The 14,361-nt window shown below is 65.7% G+C and carries 14 protein-coding genes and 1 pseudogene; 10 read left to right on the forward strand and 5 right to left on the reverse strand.

Going from position 1 to position 14,361, the window contains the following annotated elements:
* Positions 1 to 200: 200 nt before the first annotated feature.
* The 10 genes and pseudogenes from QHC78_RS19135 (at position 201) to QHC78_RS19180 (ending at position 9,197) form a co-directional block, all read left to right on the forward strand.
* Positions 201 to 1,190 (forward strand): Bug family tripartite tricarboxylate transporter substrate binding protein, encoded by a 990-nt coding sequence (locus QHC78_RS19135; RefSeq protein WP_319747417.1) that lies wholly within the window; start codon positions 201 to 203, stop codon positions 1,188 to 1,190.
* A 70-nt stretch (positions 1,191 to 1,260) separates the two neighbouring features.
* Positions 1,261 to 2,379 (forward strand): ketopantoate reductase family protein, encoded by a 1,119-nt coding sequence (locus QHC78_RS19140; RefSeq protein WP_319747419.1) that lies wholly within the window; start codon positions 1,261 to 1,263, stop codon positions 2,377 to 2,379.
* Positions 2,380 to 2,388: 9 nt separating this feature from the next.
* Positions 2,389 to 3,255, forward strand: coding sequence for an amidohydrolase family protein (locus QHC78_RS19145; RefSeq protein ID WP_319747420.1), 867 nt, complete (start codon positions 2,389 to 2,391; stop codon positions 3,253 to 3,255).
* Positions 3,252 to 4,118 (forward strand): isocitrate lyase/PEP mutase family protein, encoded by an 867-nt coding sequence (locus QHC78_RS19150; RefSeq protein WP_319747422.1) that lies wholly within the window; start codon positions 3,252 to 3,254, stop codon positions 4,116 to 4,118. Before QHC78_RS19145 ends, QHC78_RS19150 begins: the two co-directional genes overlap by 4 nt.
* A 12-nt stretch (positions 4,119 to 4,130) precedes the next feature.
* Positions 4,131 to 4,451 (forward strand): annotated as a pseudogene (locus QHC78_RS19155) (MmgE/PrpD family protein); the annotation flags it as partial.
* A 74-nt stretch (positions 4,452 to 4,525) separates the two neighbouring features.
* The gene (locus QHC78_RS19160; RefSeq protein ID WP_319747576.1) at positions 4,526 to 5,527 is read left to right on the forward strand and encodes an MmgE/PrpD family protein; all 1,002 of its coding nucleotides are present in this window, start codon (positions 4,526 to 4,528) and stop codon (positions 5,525 to 5,527) included.
* 45 nt (positions 5,528 to 5,572) lie between these two features.
* The gene (locus QHC78_RS19165; protein WP_319747424.1) at positions 5,573 to 6,559 is read left to right on the forward strand and encodes a Bug family tripartite tricarboxylate transporter substrate binding protein; all 987 of its coding nucleotides are present in this window, start codon (positions 5,573 to 5,575) and stop codon (positions 6,557 to 6,559) included.
* Between the two features lie 51 nt (positions 6,560 to 6,610).
* The gene (locus QHC78_RS19170) at positions 6,611 to 7,162 is read left to right on the forward strand and encodes a thiamine pyrophosphate-binding protein (RefSeq protein WP_319747425.1); all 552 of its coding nucleotides are present in this window, start codon (positions 6,611 to 6,613) and stop codon (positions 7,160 to 7,162) included.
* Positions 7,159 to 7,785 carry a thiamine pyrophosphate-dependent enzyme gene (locus tag QHC78_RS19175; protein ID WP_319747428.1) on the forward strand — a complete coding sequence of 209 codons (627 nt, stop codon included), beginning with the start codon at positions 7,159 to 7,161 and terminating at the stop codon, positions 7,783 to 7,785. Before QHC78_RS19170 ends, QHC78_RS19175 begins: the two co-directional genes overlap by 4 nt.
* The gene (locus QHC78_RS19180) at positions 7,782 to 9,197 is read left to right on the forward strand and encodes an aldehyde dehydrogenase family protein (protein ID WP_319747430.1); all 1,416 of its coding nucleotides are present in this window, start codon (positions 7,782 to 7,784) and stop codon (positions 9,195 to 9,197) included. The genes QHC78_RS19175 and QHC78_RS19180 overlap by 4 nt, the downstream gene beginning before the upstream one ends.
* A 288-nt stretch (positions 9,198 to 9,485) precedes the next feature.
* On the opposite strand, the gene QHC78_RS19185 is transcribed toward QHC78_RS19180, so the two are convergent.
* The 5 genes from QHC78_RS19185 to aspA all read right to left on the reverse strand — a co-directional run bounded on the left by QHC78_RS19185 (position 9,486) and on the right by aspA (position 14,257).
* Positions 9,486 to 10,220: an amino acid ABC transporter ATP-binding protein gene (locus QHC78_RS19185; protein WP_319747432.1), complete on the reverse strand. Its 735-nt coding sequence runs from the start codon at positions 10,218 to 10,220 to the stop codon at positions 9,486 to 9,488.
* Between the two features lie 17 nt (positions 10,221 to 10,237).
* Entirely contained in the window at positions 10,238 to 10,930 is a 693-nt protein-coding gene (locus QHC78_RS19190) for an amino acid ABC transporter permease (RefSeq protein WP_319747434.1), read from the reverse strand.
* Positions 10,931 to 10,939: 9 nt separating this feature from the next.
* Positions 10,940 to 11,692: an amino acid ABC transporter permease gene (locus QHC78_RS19195; protein WP_319747435.1), complete on the reverse strand. Its 753-nt coding sequence runs from the start codon at positions 11,690 to 11,692 to the stop codon at positions 10,940 to 10,942.
* 129 nt (positions 11,693 to 11,821) lie between these two features.
* A complete protein-coding gene (locus QHC78_RS19200; RefSeq protein ID WP_319747436.1) occupies positions 11,822 to 12,727 on the reverse strand; it encodes an amino acid ABC transporter substrate-binding protein in 906 nt (301 codons plus the stop codon).
* A 90-nt stretch (positions 12,728 to 12,817) separates the two neighbouring features.
* The gene (aspA, locus tag QHC78_RS19205) at positions 12,818 to 14,257 is read right to left on the reverse strand and encodes an aspartate ammonia-lyase (RefSeq protein WP_319747437.1); all 1,440 of its coding nucleotides are present in this window, start codon (positions 14,255 to 14,257) and stop codon (positions 12,818 to 12,820) included.
* Between the last annotated feature and the right edge of the window lie 104 nt (positions 14,258 to 14,361).

A 14,361-nucleotide genomic window follows, 5' to 3' on the forward strand; every position in this document is an offset into this window, starting at 1 on the left:
ACGCGTCTGGGCCACTCGTTTCTTCGAAAACAGCGTCCCTGATGCGTTCGATGCCCACTTTTTCAACGGCCTGTTAAGGGCTGTTAATGCGCGGCGGCTATCTGCTGCCAGGGGGATCGCCTAGACTGGCCCGACGGTGCGCGTGAACAAGACTCGTCCAGAGCGGCGCGCCAGAACAACGAGCCCCTGGAGACGAACACATGGCGTTGCCCAGCACACGCTTGCGTCGGGCGTTATCTGCCGCCTCGATGGCCGCAGCCAGCCTTGCCGCGGCATCCGCATACGGCCAGGGCGAAGACTGGCCGGCCCAGCCCGTGCATGTCGTCGTAGGCTTTGCCCCCGGCGGCACGGCCGACATGGTGGCACGCGCCGTGTCGCAAAAATTGAGTGAAACCCTGAAACAGTCGTTCATCGTCGAGAACCGCCCCGGCGCAGGCGGCAACGTCGCCACGCAGTACACCGCCCGCGCCAAGCCGGACGGCTACACCCTCATCCTGAACACGGTCGGCGCCGTGGCCGTCAATCCCGCGCTCTACAAGAAACTTCCCGCCGATCCGGTCAAGGACTTCGTCCCGGTCGTCCAGGTCGCCAACGTTCCGAACGTGCTCGTCGTCCACCCGTCGGTTCCCGTCAAGACCCTGGAGGAGTTCATCGCCTATCTGCGCAAGCACCCCGGCAAGCTGAGCTACGGGTCGACCGGCGTCGGCACCTCGGCCCATCTGTCGGCCGTGATGTTCAACCAGCGCGTGGACGCCTCTTCCACCCACATTCCCTACAAAGGCGGCGGTACGGTATTGAACGATTTGCTGGCCGGCCGGCTGCAGTACATGTTCGCCACCATTCCCTATGTGGTGCAGCAGCTGGGCCCGGACAAGCTGCTCCCTCTGGCCGTCACCAGCAGCAAGCGGTCGTCCACCCTGCCCGGCGTGCCCACGTTGGCCGAACAGGGATTTCCCGACTACGAATCCGGTTCGTGGCTGGGCTTTTTCGTGCCCAAGGGGACGCCGGCACCGGTCGTGGCGCGGCTCAACCAGGCCGTCAACCAGGTGTTGCCGTCCATCGAGGCGCAAATGCGCAATGAGGGTGCGGACGTAGTCGGCGGATCCGAGGAGCAGTTTGCGCAGTTCATCGCCCGCGAATCGGCGAAGTGGCGCGAGGTGGTCGAAAGCACCGGCGCATCGGCCGACTGACCCAGGCCAGCCCACATTCCAGAAACCCGCCGGCCCCGGGCCGGCCCATGACCCCATGAAGGAGACACACATGCCCAACCCCGGCACTTCCCCGTCCAGCACAGGCAGTCCACGCATCGTTTTCCTGGGCGCAGGCGCCGTAGGCGGCTACGTCGGCGGCTACCTGGCCGACGCGGGATACGACGTCACGCTGGTCGATTTCTGGCACGACCACATCGAAGCGATCCGGCGGGACGGCGTGCAACTGTCCGGGCTCAGCACCGAGGAAAGCCAGGTCTTCCGCCCCAAAAGCCTCCATATGCACGAGATCGGCCAGCTCACCAAGGCCGGTCCGGTGGACATCGCCTTCGTAACGATGAAGTCCTACGACACGGCATGGGTGACGACGATGATCAAGCCTTACCTGTCCGCCTCGGGCTACGTGGTGTCCCTGCAGAACTGCATCAACGAAGAAACCATTGCAGAGATCGTGGGATGGGGCAAGACCGTCGGCTGCATTGCCTCGCGCATTTCGGTCGAATTGTTCGAGCCCGGCAAGATCCGCCGGCAGGCCCCCAAGAGCGCATCCGGCCACACCGTGTTCCGGGTGGGCGAGGTGCATGGACGTGAAACCGGGCGCGTGCGGCAACTGGTGCAGATGTTGAGCATCGTCGACACCACCAAGTCCACGACCAATCTTTGGGGCGAACGCTGGTCCAAGCTGTGCCACAACGCCATGCGCAACGGCATCGCGGCAGCGACCGGCTTGTCGGGCCGGCAGATCGACGAATACGACCACATCCGCAACCTCACGCTCCTGCTTGGGGCCGAGGCGGTCCAGGTGGGTCAGGCACTGGGGTTCGAACTCGAGAAGGTGGGCAAGCTCACGCCGGACCTGATCCTGAAAGCCAGCCGCGGCGACGCGGCAGCGCTGGCCGAGGCCAACGAGATCCTGGTGGGGGAATCCAGCGGCGGCGGCCGCGGCGCGTTGCAGCGCCCGTCCATGGGCCAGGACATGGCCAAGGGCCGGCGCACCGAAATCGACGAGATCAACGGCTTTGTGGTGCGCAAGGGCCAGCAGATCGGCATAGAAGCGCCGTACAACGCGCGCCTGGTGGAACTGGTCAAGCGGGTCGAACGCGGCGAGATCGAGGCATCGCCGACGAATATTCCCGAATCCTGGGCCGCTTCGCTCAGCGCCAAACGATAAGGATCCAGCGTGCTCATCGTCGATGCTCAAGTACATATCTGGGCGGCCGACCGGCCCGACCGTCCCTGGCCGCCGGGGGAAGCCCATCGCGCCCACCGGCCCGAGCCGCTGTCGGCGGAAAAACTGCTGGAAGAGATGGCCGAAGCCGGTGTCCATCGCGCCGTGCTGATTCCGCCGTCCTGGGAGGGAGACCGCAACGACCTGGTGCTGGACGCCAGCCGCCGCTTCCCGGATCGGTTCGGGGCCTTTTGCCGGGTTCCGCTGGACGAAACTGCCGGCCGCGAGGAACTGGCGGCACTAGCCACGGCGCCGGGCATGCTGGGGTTGCGATTCACCTTCCACAAGGAGGCTGGGCTGCGCGCGCTGCTGAATGGCACCCCGGACTGGATCTGGCCCGCGGCGGCCGAAGCCGGCATCCCCGTCATGCTACATGCCCCGCGCGCCTTGCATGCGGTCGAGAAAATCGCACGCGAGCATGCGGGCCTGCGCATCATCGTCGACCACCTCGGGCTGGAGCGTCCCGACCAGGACGCCGCGGCCTTTCATCGCCTGCCGGAGCTGCTGCGCCTGGCGGACTATCGCAATGTGGCGGTCAAGGCCACGGCGCTGCCCAGCTACTCCAGCGAACCCTATCCTCACCCAGGCCTGCGCGACCCGCTGCGCAAGGTGATCGATGCCTTCGGCGCCAGCAGGGTGTTCTGGGGCTCGGACATGACGCGCGTCGACGCGCCCTACAGGCAGATCGTCACCCACTTTACGGAAGAACTGCCATTCCTGGACGCCGCCGACCAAGCCCAGATCATGGGCCTGGCGCTATGCAACTGGGTAGGCTGGCCGTTGGCCCACCACGCCCATCTTCAAGGAAAGACCGCATGAAAGCCGTCTCCGCCACCGAGAAGCGGCAACGCCTGCGCGCGCTGATCTCGACTGCACGCATCGTGCACCCGGCCTCCGTATTCGACCCACTGTCGGCCAGGTGTGCCCAGGACGAAGGTTTCGAGGTCTCCATGCTGGCGGGTTCGGTCGCGTCGCTGGTGATCCTGGGGGCGCCGGATCTCGTAATCGTGACCCTGTCCGAACTAGCCGCCCTGTGCCGGCGCATCTGCCGCGCCGCCGACCTGCCGCTGCTGGTCGACGCCGACCACGGCTTCGGCAACGCCCTCAGCGTCCAGCGTACGGTCCAGGAATTGGAGGCTGCAGGCGTCGCCGCCATGACCATCGAGGACACGCAGCTTCCCGGCGCCTTCGGAACCAACCAGGAAACGCTGGTCAGCATCGAAGAAGCCACCGGCAAGATCACGGCCGCCATCGCCGCCCGCACCGACCCGGAAACCCTCATCGTGGCCCGCACGTCGCTGCCGCTGGCTCCGCTGGAGGACATCGTCGCGCGCGTCCGTGCCTACGAAACCGCGGGCGCGGATGCCATCTTCCTGAGCGGCCCCAAGACTCGCGCCCAGATCTCGGCCATTGCGCAGGCCACGCGCTTGCCGCTGGTGCTTGGCCGGATCACCCGCGAGCTGGACGACGCCGATTTCCTGACCAGCCACCGCGTGCGCCTCGTACTGCAGGGGCACAAGCCCTGCCTGGCCGCCATCCAGGCCATGCGCGACACCCTGCGCCAACTCGCAGCCGGCGTGCCTCCTGCGCAGATACAGGCCGTCGCATCCGACGAACTGGTGGACCAGCTCACCCGGCGAAAGGCGTACGACCGGCTCGCCGCCGACACGCTGGGCGGTTGAGCGAGGAGCGCCATGGAGAACACCCGCGCCATCGACACGGTAGCCGCCCATGCGCAGCGGCTCTTCGACCAGCTTGCCGGGCGACCAGCGGAAGCGTTCCCTGTCGGGCTCTACGGCGCCGCCAAGCTCGCCTTGCTGGACGCCATAGGCTGCGCCATTTTCGGCTCCCAGTTCGAATGGGCACGCATCACCGCCGGTCTGGCCGGGGACGGCGCCGCGGGCCCGGTCACGCTGCTCGGATCCGGCCGGCCGGCTGCGCCCGTGGCCGGCGCGCTGGCGAACGGCACCGCCATCCATGGGTTCGAACTGGACGACGTCATCCTGGGGTCTCTCACCCACGCCGGCGCGGGGTCATCCCGGCCGCGCTGGGCGCCGCGGAAATCACCGGCGCCTCCGGCCGGGGGCTGCTGGCGGGCATCATCGCCGGGTACGAGCTCGACTCGCGCCTGGGGGCCGCCCTGGGCGCCGCGCCGATTGCCCGGGGTTTTCATACGACCAGCGTGGCCGGCCCGCTGGCCGCTGCGCTGGCAGCTTGTATCGCGGCGGGCGAAACACCCGGGACGATGGCTTCGGCGCTGGGTATCGCGGCGTCGACCTCTTCGGGCTTGAAAGCCTTCCAGCAAGGCAGCGGCGGCATGGTCAAGCGGCTGCACGGAGGCCTGGGCGCCGCCAACGGCATGCTGGCCTGGCAACTGGCCTCACGGGGATTCTCCGGCCCGCAGGCGGCCATCGGAGGCCATTTCGGCCTGATGGCCGTATTCGGCGGCCCGGAATCCCGGCCAGCGGCACTGACCGATGGCCTGGGCGAAGACTGGGCCATCCGCCGCAACTGGATCAAAGTCTATCCGTGCTGCGCCCTCATCCACACCACTATCCAGGCCGTCGAACAGATCAGGCGCGAGCAAGGCCTGCATGCGGAAGAGGTGGCGCGTGTCCGGATCGGAACCAGCGAACGATGCCTGATCCAGAACGGCGACCGGGATCCCCGCGAACCGATGGCGGCGCAGTACAGCATTCCGTTCAATGCAGCGCTCGCCCTGGCCGGCGATGCGCGCGACCCGAACGCGTTCCTGCCGCCGCGGTTGGAAGACCCGGCCGTGCGCCGGATGCTGGAACGCGTCGAGCTGCACCTCGATGCCGAGGTCGATGCGGCCTATCCGGACCGCTTCGGGACCCATGTCGCAATCACCACCCGCGACGGCCGTACCGTCGAACGCCGCGTCTGGGACGCCCACGGAACACCGGCCGATCCCTGCACGGCGGACGAAATCCGCGAGAAGTTCGCCAAGCTGGCCGGCTCCGCGATTTCGCACCAGGCCGCCGCGCGCATCGTTGCCGCCGTCGAGGACGTCGATGCAGCCGCCGGGCCTTCCACGCTCGCGGCCGCGATACGAAGCGCCTTTGACTGACCGCACACCGTGACGAAATCGGACACCCATAAAACAGGAGACAACGTGAAACCTACGCAAACAGTCGGCGCCGCCGGATCTGCGGCCTTGATGGCGCTGCTCGCCGCTTTCCCCTCACAGGCGCAGGACGCCTCGGACTACCCCCAGGAGCCCGTACGCGTGATCGTCCCCTACGCGCCGGGCGGGGCCACCGACATCATCGGCCGGGTCTTCGCGCAAGCGCTGGGCACCCATTTCAAACAGACGTTCTATGTCGAGAACCGGCCCGGAGGCGGCCAGGTGATCGGCACGGACTTCGTGGCCCGCGCCGCCAAGAACGGCAATACCCTGCTGTTCGGCACGGTCACGCACGCCATCAATGCCACGCTGGTTCCCAAGCTCCCCTACGATTCCCTGAAGGACTTCGCGCCAGTTTCGGTGCTGGCGACCTCGCCCATGGTGTGCGTCGTTCCCGCCTCGCTCAAGATACGCAGCCTGCGCGAATTCGTCGATGCCGCCAAAGCCCAGCCGAACAAGTTCTCGTATGCCTCGTCCGGCGCCGGATCGCCCGGGCAGCTGGCCGCCGAAGCCGTCAAGCATGCCGCAGGCATCTCGGTGGTCCATATTCCCTACAAGGGCGCGAGCCAGACCACCGCCGACCTGATGAGCGGCCGCGTCCAGTTTCTCTGCGTCAGCCCCATTCCCATCATGGCGCAGATCAAGGACGGTTCCCTCATCGCGCTGGCGGTGACGTCCAACGAACGCAGCCCCATCCTGCCCGATACGCCCACGATGCGCGAAGCCGGATTGGAAGTCCCGGAGATCCAGTCCTGGTATGGATTCTTCGCGCCCGCCGGCACACCCGCTGCCATCGTGGAACGGATCAGCAAGGTAGCCGTGGAATCGCTTCAGGACCCGCAAGTCAAGAAGATGATGCAAGAGAACGGCTTGACACCGATAGGCAATAACCCGCGCGACGCCACCGATTATCTACGGGACGAAATCGTGAAATGGCGCAAGATGATCGAGGCGGCAAACATCAAGCTCGGTTGAAGATCATCCTGTCCCTGGACCCCGATTCCCTCATAGCCAGAAAAAACCATCATGACCGAACTTGACGCCCAACCGACGGAACAGCGCTGGGTCGCTGCCGTCATCGAGGCCTTGAAAGCGAACGACGTCGAACTTGTCGCCTATGTGCCCGACAAAGTCCTGGCCCCGCTCATCCGCCGCATCGAGAGCGACCCGTTTTTCACGGTCGTCGTCCCCGCAAGGGAAGAAGAGGCGGTGGGCATCGTGACCGGGGCTTACATGGCGGGCAAGCGCGGCATCGTGTTGATGCAGACCAGCGGCTTTGCCACCTTGCCCAACGTGCTGGCCTCTCTGGTGCTAGCCTGCCAGATCCCCCTGCTGATGATGATTTCGGAGCGCGGCGCCGTGGGCGACTTCCAGCTGGGGCAGGTCATGGTTTGCCGGACCATGCGGCCCATCCTGCAGTCCATGAACATCGACCACTTCGCGCTCGAGCGGAACGACGACGTCGATTTCGTCGTCAACGGCATGATCCGCCAGGCCTTCGCCACGCAGGCGCCGGCCGCCATGATTCTTTCCCCCTTGCTGACCAATCGACCCGCCTCCGCGAGGATTTCCGCATGACCGCCTCTCTGCCCGCCGCCCAGCGCCCGCTCAAGACCATGAAGCGTTCCGAACTGACCCGCATGCTGGTCGAGAAGCTGAAGGACGAAGCCGTGATCGGCGGCATCGGCCATTCCAACTTCGACCTATGGGCCGCCGGCCAGCGCCCGCAGAACTTCTACATGCTGGGCAGTATGGGCTTGACCGTGCCCATCGCCCTTGGCGTGGCGCTCGCGCAGCCGGCCCGGCGCGTCTTCGCGCTGGAAGGCGATGGTTCGCTGTTGATGCAGCTGGGCACCCTGGGAACGGTAGCCGCCCTGCGCCCGGCCAACCTGGCCATCGTGGTCTGGGATAACGAGAGCTACCAGATCACCGGCGCCCAGAAAACGCTCACGGCGCACGGCACCGACCTGGTGGCGATCGCCCGGGGCGCCGGCGTGGCCCGGGCGGTCTGGGCGCACGACGAGGCGCACTTCGGCGCCTGGATAGACGAAGCCCTGCATGCCGATGCCCCGATGATGATAGGCGTGAAAACCGACACCAGCCCGCCGGCGGGCATCACCGAGCGAGACCCGTCCCGCATCCGCGCCCGCTTCATGGAAGGCATCCGGCCCGTCGCGCCCCTTGCCGGGGAACACGCATGAAGGGGCGGCTGCTGATAGAAGGCGCCTGGGTCGACGGCGCCAGCGTGGACGTCCTGCGAGACAAGTATCGCGGCAACGTCTACGGAGAAATGGCCGTCGCATCGCCAGGGCAAGTGGACCAAGCCGTCGCCTCGGCGGCCCGCGCGGTGGCCGAGCGCTCGCTGTCCCCCTACCAGCGCTACCGCATCCTGCTGGAAGCCTCGCGCATCATTGCCGCACGCGCCGAACCGTTGATGGAGCTGCTTCGCGACGAGGCGGGGTTCACCCGGGCCGACGGCCAGAACGAAGTCTCCCGCTGTGTCCAGACATTGGAGCTGGCTGCAGAGGAAGCCAAACGCCTGCAAGGCGAACTCGTACCCATGCAGGCCGCGGACGGTATCAAGCGCAGGATGGGTTTCACCTTGCGTTTCCCCCTGGGCGTGGTCTGCGCCATCACGCCCTTCAACTCCCCGCTGAACATCGTCGCGCACAAGATTGCCCCGGCCCTGGCAGGCGGCAACGCGGTCATCATCAAGCCATCGGAACTCGCGCCGCTGGGCGCAGTCGCCCTGTGCGAAGCCCTGCTCGACGCCGGCCTGCCGCCCGAACGATTGTCGCTGGTCCACGGCGACGGCACCGCCATCGGCACCCAACTCCTTGCCGACCCGCGCATCGCCTTCTACGCCTTCACCGGCAGCACCCGCGTCGGCCGCATCATCCAGCGCGAGGCCGGCCTGCGCAAGACCCAGCTGGAACTCGGCAGCATCGCCAGCACGCTGGTCTGCCACGATGCGGACATCGATACCGCGATCCCCAAGATCCTCAATGCCGGCCTCCGCAAGGCCGGCCAGGTCTGCACGTCCACCCAGATGCTGTTCGTCGATCGCCGGATAGCTGGCCCATTCCAGGACAAACTCCTGGCCGCCGCCCGCACCCTACGATACGGAGACCCCGCCGACCCCGCCACCGATATCGGCCCGATGATCAGCGCCCACCACGCCCAGCGCGCCCAAGCCTGGATAAACGAAGCCGTGGCCGCCGGCGCCACGCTGCTGCTGGGCGGCCACTGCGAAGGCACCGTCCTCGCCCCCACCATCCTGACAAACGTCGCCCCCCACCTGCGCGTACGCTGCGAGGAAATCTTCGCGCCCGTCATCTCGCTCATCACGTACGACGACCTCGACGCCGCCCTCGCTCAAATCAACGGCACCCCCTTCGGCCTGTCGGTAGGCTGCTTCACCGCCAACCTGCACCAGGCCTTCGACCTCGCTCATAAGCTCCGCTTCGGCGGCATCCACATCAACGAAGCCTCCAGCGCCCGCGTCGACGCGATGCCCTTCGGCGGCGTCAAAGACAGCGGATTCGGCCGCGAGGGCCCCGCCTATGCCATACGCGAAATGACAGAGGAACGCCTGGTCACGATCGCCTACTAGGCATAGCCGTTGGCGGGGGGCAGGCCGGGTGCCCGGTGGCCCATGGGGCTATCCGAAGCCGCCGGACGCCACGCGGGCGGCGGGGACCCAAGGGCGCATCTGTCCGAGCGCGGCAGTAGGGACAGTCCGGGGGACTGTCCCCGCGCGAGTTATGCGCCCGCCCCGCCGCCTGCGTGGCGTCCGGGCAGTCCCGGCAAAGCCGGGACCGGCTTCGCTAGCCCCATGGGCCACTGGGCACCCGGCCTGCCCCCCGCCAACGGCTATGCCGCCCTCCCTAAAGAACTCCCCTCAATGCGGCAATATCTTCGACAGAAACTGCCGAGCCCGCTCCGACCGCTCACTACCAGGATCGAAAAACTCATCCTTGGTCGTATCCTCGATAATCCGCCCCCCATCCATAAACACCACCCGATGCGCCACCTTCCTGGCAAACCCCATCTCGTGGGTCACCACCATCATCGTCATCCCCTCCTTTGCCAGGTCCACCATCACATCCAGGACCTCGTTCACCATCTCCGGATCCAGCGCCGAAGTCGGCTCGTCGAACAACATCGCGATCGGGTCCATGGACAACGCCCGCGCAATCGCCACCCGCTGCTGCTGCCCGCCCGAGAGCTGGCCGGGGAACTTCTCCTGCTGCGTCTTCAAGCCTACCCGGTCCAGCAGTTTCACCGCGCGCTCGGCCGCCTCGTCCTTGCCACGGCCCAGCACCTTGACCTGGGCCAGGGTCAAGTTCTCCAGCACCGACAGGTGCGGAAACAGCTCGAAATGCTGGAACACCATGCCGACCTTGGCCCGCAGCTTGGGAAGATCGGTCTTGGGATCGCCCACTGAAATGCCGTTCACGAGGATCTCGCCTTCCTGGAACGGCTCGAGCGCATTGACTGTCTTGATCAACGTGGATTTGCCGGATCCGGAGGGCCCGCATACGACCACGACTTGGCCCGTGCCCACGGAAGTCGTGCAATCGGTCAGAACCTGGAAAGAGCCATACCACTTGTTGACGTGCTTGATCTCGATCATTCGAGACTCCCTGGAAATCAGCGGACGATGGCGACGCGCTGCTGCAGCAGCCTGACCAGCCTCGACGCGGTAAAGCAGATGATGAAGTAGACGACTGCCGCGAACACGTACATTTCGACCAGCCGGCCGTCGCGCTGCGCCACCTTGGAGGCCGCGCCGAGGAAGTCGGTGATCGAAAGCACGTAGACCAGCGAGGTATCCTGGAACAACACGATGGTTTGGGTCAGCAGCACCGGGATCATGTTGCGGAAGGCCTGCGGCAGGATGATGCTGCCCATGGTCTGCCAGTAGTTCAGGCCCAGCGCGTAGGCGGCGTAGGTCTGCCCGCGCGAGATGGACTGTATGCCCGCACGCATGATCTCGCAGAAGAAGGCGGCCTCGAACATGGTGAAGGTGATGACGGACGACCAGAACGCCCCGACCTGGATGGGCGTGGGCGATCCGATGATCCAGGCGCCGATATAGGGCACCAGGAAGTAGAACCAGAAAATCACCAGCAGCAAGGGCAGCGAACGCATCAGGTTGACGTAGGTGCCGGCCGCTGCGGACAGCCAGCGGAAGCGGGACAGCCGCATCATGGCCAGCAGCGTACCGAAGATGATGCCCCCGACCGTGGCCATCGCGGTCAAGGTCAGCGTGAAGGTCATGCCCTCCTTGAACAGGTAGGGCAGCGAGCGCCAGATGACGTCGAAGTCGAAATCGCTGAACATGACGTCTCCTTAGTGCGCCGTGTCCCGGCCCGGGCCGATGAAGCCCGGTACGGCCACGCGCCGCTCGACCCAGCGCATGAAGGTGACGACCACCAGGCTGACGATCAGGTAAAGCACGGTAGCGGCGGCAAAGGCCTCGAACACCTGGAAGCTGAACTCCTGCATGGACCGCGCGCGGCCCGTCAGTTCCAGCAGACCGATGGTCATCGCGACCGAGGAGTTCTTGATGATGTTCATGAACTCCGACGTCAGCGGCGGCAGCACGACCCGGTAGGCGATAGGCAGCAGCACATAGCGGTAGACCTGTGTCTCGCGCAGTCCCAGCGCCGTGGCGGCCATGCGCTGGCCGCGCGGCAGGGACTGGATGCCCGCGCGCACCTGCTCGGCCACCCGCGCCGACGTAAAAAAGCCCAGGCACAATACCGCCGGCCAGTAGGCGCCCCAAGGCGGCGCGATCTGCTTGATGGCGTTGCCCAGGGACTCGGGCAGCAGCTCCGGCATCACGAAGTACCAGAGGAAGAGCTGCACCAGCAGCGGGATGTTGCGGAACAGCTCGACGTAGGCCCCCGCCAGCCGGGCCGCCCACTTGATCGGCGTGGTGCGCAGGACGCCGACGATGGACCCGAGGATGAATGCGAGCACCCATGCGGCCAGCGCAGTGGCCAGGGTCCATTGCAGCCCCGACAGCATGGTGTCCAGGTAGGTGCCCTGGCCGTCGGGGGACAGCTCCCAGAAGATCTTCCAGTTCCAGTTGTAGTTCATGACGACTCCAGCAAGAGGCACCGGCTGCGCGCGCTACGGCGAAACAAAACAAGGGACCACTCGGGTCCCCTGTTTGTTGTCGTAGTCATGAATGGCGCATGCCCGGGCGCAGGGCCGCGGCGGCCCGCATCAGCGATAGGCTGCCGGGTCGCCCGAATCGGTGGGGTTGGCGAAGGCTTTCTTGAGCGCATCGCTCATCGGCACCTTCAGGTTGACGTTGCGCGGAGGGATGGGAGCGTTGAACCACTTCTGGTAGAGCTTCTCGGCTTCGCCCGATTTCATCAGCGCGACCACGGCGTCGTCCACCACTTTCTTGAAGGACGGATCGTTCTTGGGAACGATCATGCCGTAGGGCTCGACGGTATAGGCCTTGCTGCTCACCATCCACTGGTCCGGGCTCTTGGAGTTGGCCACCAGGCCGTAGAGCAGGATGTCGTCCATGAAGAATGCGGCGGCACGCCCGCTGTCGACCATCAGGAAGGCGTCGGCGTGATCCTTGGCCGGGATGATCTGCATGCCGAGCTTTTCCTTGCCGTTGGTCTCGGTGAGCCACTTCAGGTTGCTGGTGCCCGCGGTGGAGACGACCGTCTTGCCCTTGAAGTCGGCGAGATCGTTGAGGTTGGCGCTTTTCTTGGCGACGAAGCGCGTGGCCGTGACGAAGGTCGTCGGCGCGAACGACACCTGCTGCTGGCGTTCGAGATTGTTGGTGGTGGAGCCGCACTCGAGGTCGACGGTGCCGTTGGCGATAAGCGGGATGCGCGTGGCGGACGTGACTGGCGACAGCGCCACATTGAGCTTGGGCAGCTTCAGGTGTTCCTTGACGGCGTCGGCGATCTTATAACAGATGTCCATCGAGTAGCCGATGGGCTTCTGGTTGTCGTCGAGATAGGAGAACGGAATCGAGGAGTCCCGGTAGCCGAGGGTCAGCGTTCCGGAGTCTTTGATTTTCTTGAGCCTGCCTGTGAGGTCCTGCGCCGAGACGGACGAAACGGCAACCAGGGTCAGCGCGGCGGAGAGCAACACGAACTTCTTCATGGAGTGGAATCCCCTTTCCGTAGCGAACCGCCCGAGTGTAGCAACAAGCCGTTCGAGGGGATATCCGTTTTTGTCCCCGCCGCGCGGCGCTTACGCGGCCATCGCCTTCTTCCGGAACCGGTACGGCTTGGTCAGCACCTCGGGCTTCAAGAGCTGCTCCAATGTCTCCGCGTCCAGCAGGCCGGCCTCGAGCACGAGGTCGGCCACCGGCCGCCCGGTGCGCATGGCTTCGCGCGCGATGCGCGTGGCGGCCTCGTAGCCCAGCACCGGATTGAGCGCCGTGGCCAGGCCCGCCGAGCGCTTGACCGCCTGGGCCAGCCGCTCGCGATTGGCCGTGATGCCTTGCACGCAGTTCTGCGTCAAAGTGGTGCACGCCGCCTCAAGATGGGAGATGCTCTTGGCCAGGCTCCAGGCGATGATGGGCTCGAAGGCATTGAGCTGCAACTGCCCGCCTTCCGAAGCCATGGTGATGGTCATGTCGTTGCCGATGACTTCGAACGCGACCTGGTTCACCACTTCGGGGATGATGGGATTGACCTTGCCCGGCATGATGGAGCTGCCCGCCGCGCGTTCGGGAAGATTGATTTCGTTCAGGCCCGCCTGCGGTCCCGACGACAGCAGCCGCAGGTCATTGCAGGTCTTGGAGAGCTTGCACGCCACACGCTTGAGAACGCCCGACAGCTGCACGAAGGCGCCGGTATCCTGCGTCGCCTCGATCATGTTGGCAGCGCGCACGAGCGGCAGGCCGGTAATCTCGGACAAGTACTGCACCGCCAGCGGGCTGTAGTCGGGATCGGTGTTGATGCCGGTGCCGATGGCGGTGGCGCCGAGGTTGACCTCGTGCATCAAGGCGCGAGCCTCGCCCAGCCGGGCTTCGTCCTCGCCCAGCATGACGGCGTAGGTCAGGAACTCCTGGCCGAGCGTCATGGGCACGGCATCCTGCAACTGCGTGCGGCCCATCTTCAGGATGTCGTCGAACTCCAGCGCCTTGGCCTCGAACGCCGCCCGCAGCGCGGCCATCGCCGACAACAGATGTTGCAGCGAGAAGCACATGGCGATGCGCAGTGCCGTCGGATAGACGTCGTTGGTGCTCTGCGAGGCATTGACGTCCTGAATCGGATGCAGGATGTCGTAGCGGCCCTTCTCCGCGCCCAACAATTCGAGCGCGCGGTTGGCAATGACCTCGTTGGCGTTCATGTTGGTGGACGTGCCCGCCCCGCCCTGGATCACGTCGACGATGAACTGGTCGTGCAACGCGCCGCCGATGATTTCCTCGCAGGCCTGCACGATGACTCCCGCCCGATCGGCGGGCAGGATGCCCAGGTCCCGGTTGGCGCGCGCTGCCGCCAGCTTGACGCACGCCAGGGCCCGCACCAACTGCGGCTGGCTGCCTATGGTGGCGCCGGAGATCGGGAAATTCTCCCGCGCCCGCAACGTATGGATGCCCCAATAGGCGTCCGCCGGAATCGGCCGCTCGCCCAGCAAATCGTGCTCGATACGGAAAGGTCCGGAAGTGGCTGTACTGCTCATGTGATGTTCCATCGCAAAGTTCGCCGCACCATGCGGCGCCGATGAAAAACACTATAGGCAGGTCTACCCCGATAGCGCCAATGCCATCTTCGCATTGGCCGATG

The organism is Pigmentiphaga sp. (genome assembly GCF_033795525.1).
Taxonomy (GTDB): Bacteria; Pseudomonadota; Gammaproteobacteria; order Burkholderiales; family Burkholderiaceae_B; genus Pigmentiphaga.

Excerpts from the sequence above, each read along its gene's own strand:
- QHC78_RS19185 (WP_319747432.1), bottom strand. The coding sequence starts at position 10,220 with ATGATCGAGATCAAGCACGTCAACAAGTGGTATGGCTCTTTCCAGGTT.
- QHC78_RS19190 (WP_319747434.1), bottom strand. The coding sequence starts at position 10,930 with ATGTTCAGCGATTTCGACTTCGACGTCATCTGGCGCTCGCTGCCCTAC.
- QHC78_RS19200 (WP_319747436.1), bottom strand. The coding sequence starts at position 12,727 with ATGAAGAAGTTCGTGTTGCTCTCCGCCGCGCTGACCCTGGTTGCCGTT.
- QHC78_RS19180 (WP_319747430.1), top strand. The coding sequence starts at position 7,782 with ATGAAGGGGCGGCTGCTGATAGAAGGCGCCTGGGTCGACGGCGCCAGC.
- QHC78_RS19175 (WP_319747428.1), top strand. The coding sequence starts at position 7,159 with ATGACCGCCTCTCTGCCCGCCGCCCAGCGCCCGCTCAAGACCATGAAG.
- aspA (WP_319747437.1), bottom strand. The coding sequence starts at position 14,257 with ATGAGCAGTACAGCCACTTCCGGACCTTTCCGTATCGAGCACGATTTG.
- QHC78_RS19135 (WP_319747417.1), top strand. The coding sequence starts at position 201 with ATGGCGTTGCCCAGCACACGCTTGCGTCGGGCGTTATCTGCCGCCTCG.
- QHC78_RS19150 (WP_319747422.1), top strand. The coding sequence starts at position 3,252 with ATGAAAGCCGTCTCCGCCACCGAGAAGCGGCAACGCCTGCGCGCGCTG.
- QHC78_RS19195 (WP_319747435.1), bottom strand. The coding sequence starts at position 11,692 with ATGAACTACAACTGGAACTGGAAGATCTTCTGGGAGCTGTCCCCCGAC.
- QHC78_RS19140 (WP_319747419.1), top strand. The coding sequence starts at position 1,261 with ATGCCCAACCCCGGCACTTCCCCGTCCAGCACAGGCAGTCCACGCATC.
- QHC78_RS19170 (WP_319747425.1), top strand. The coding sequence starts at position 6,611 with ATGACCGAACTTGACGCCCAACCGACGGAACAGCGCTGGGTCGCTGCC.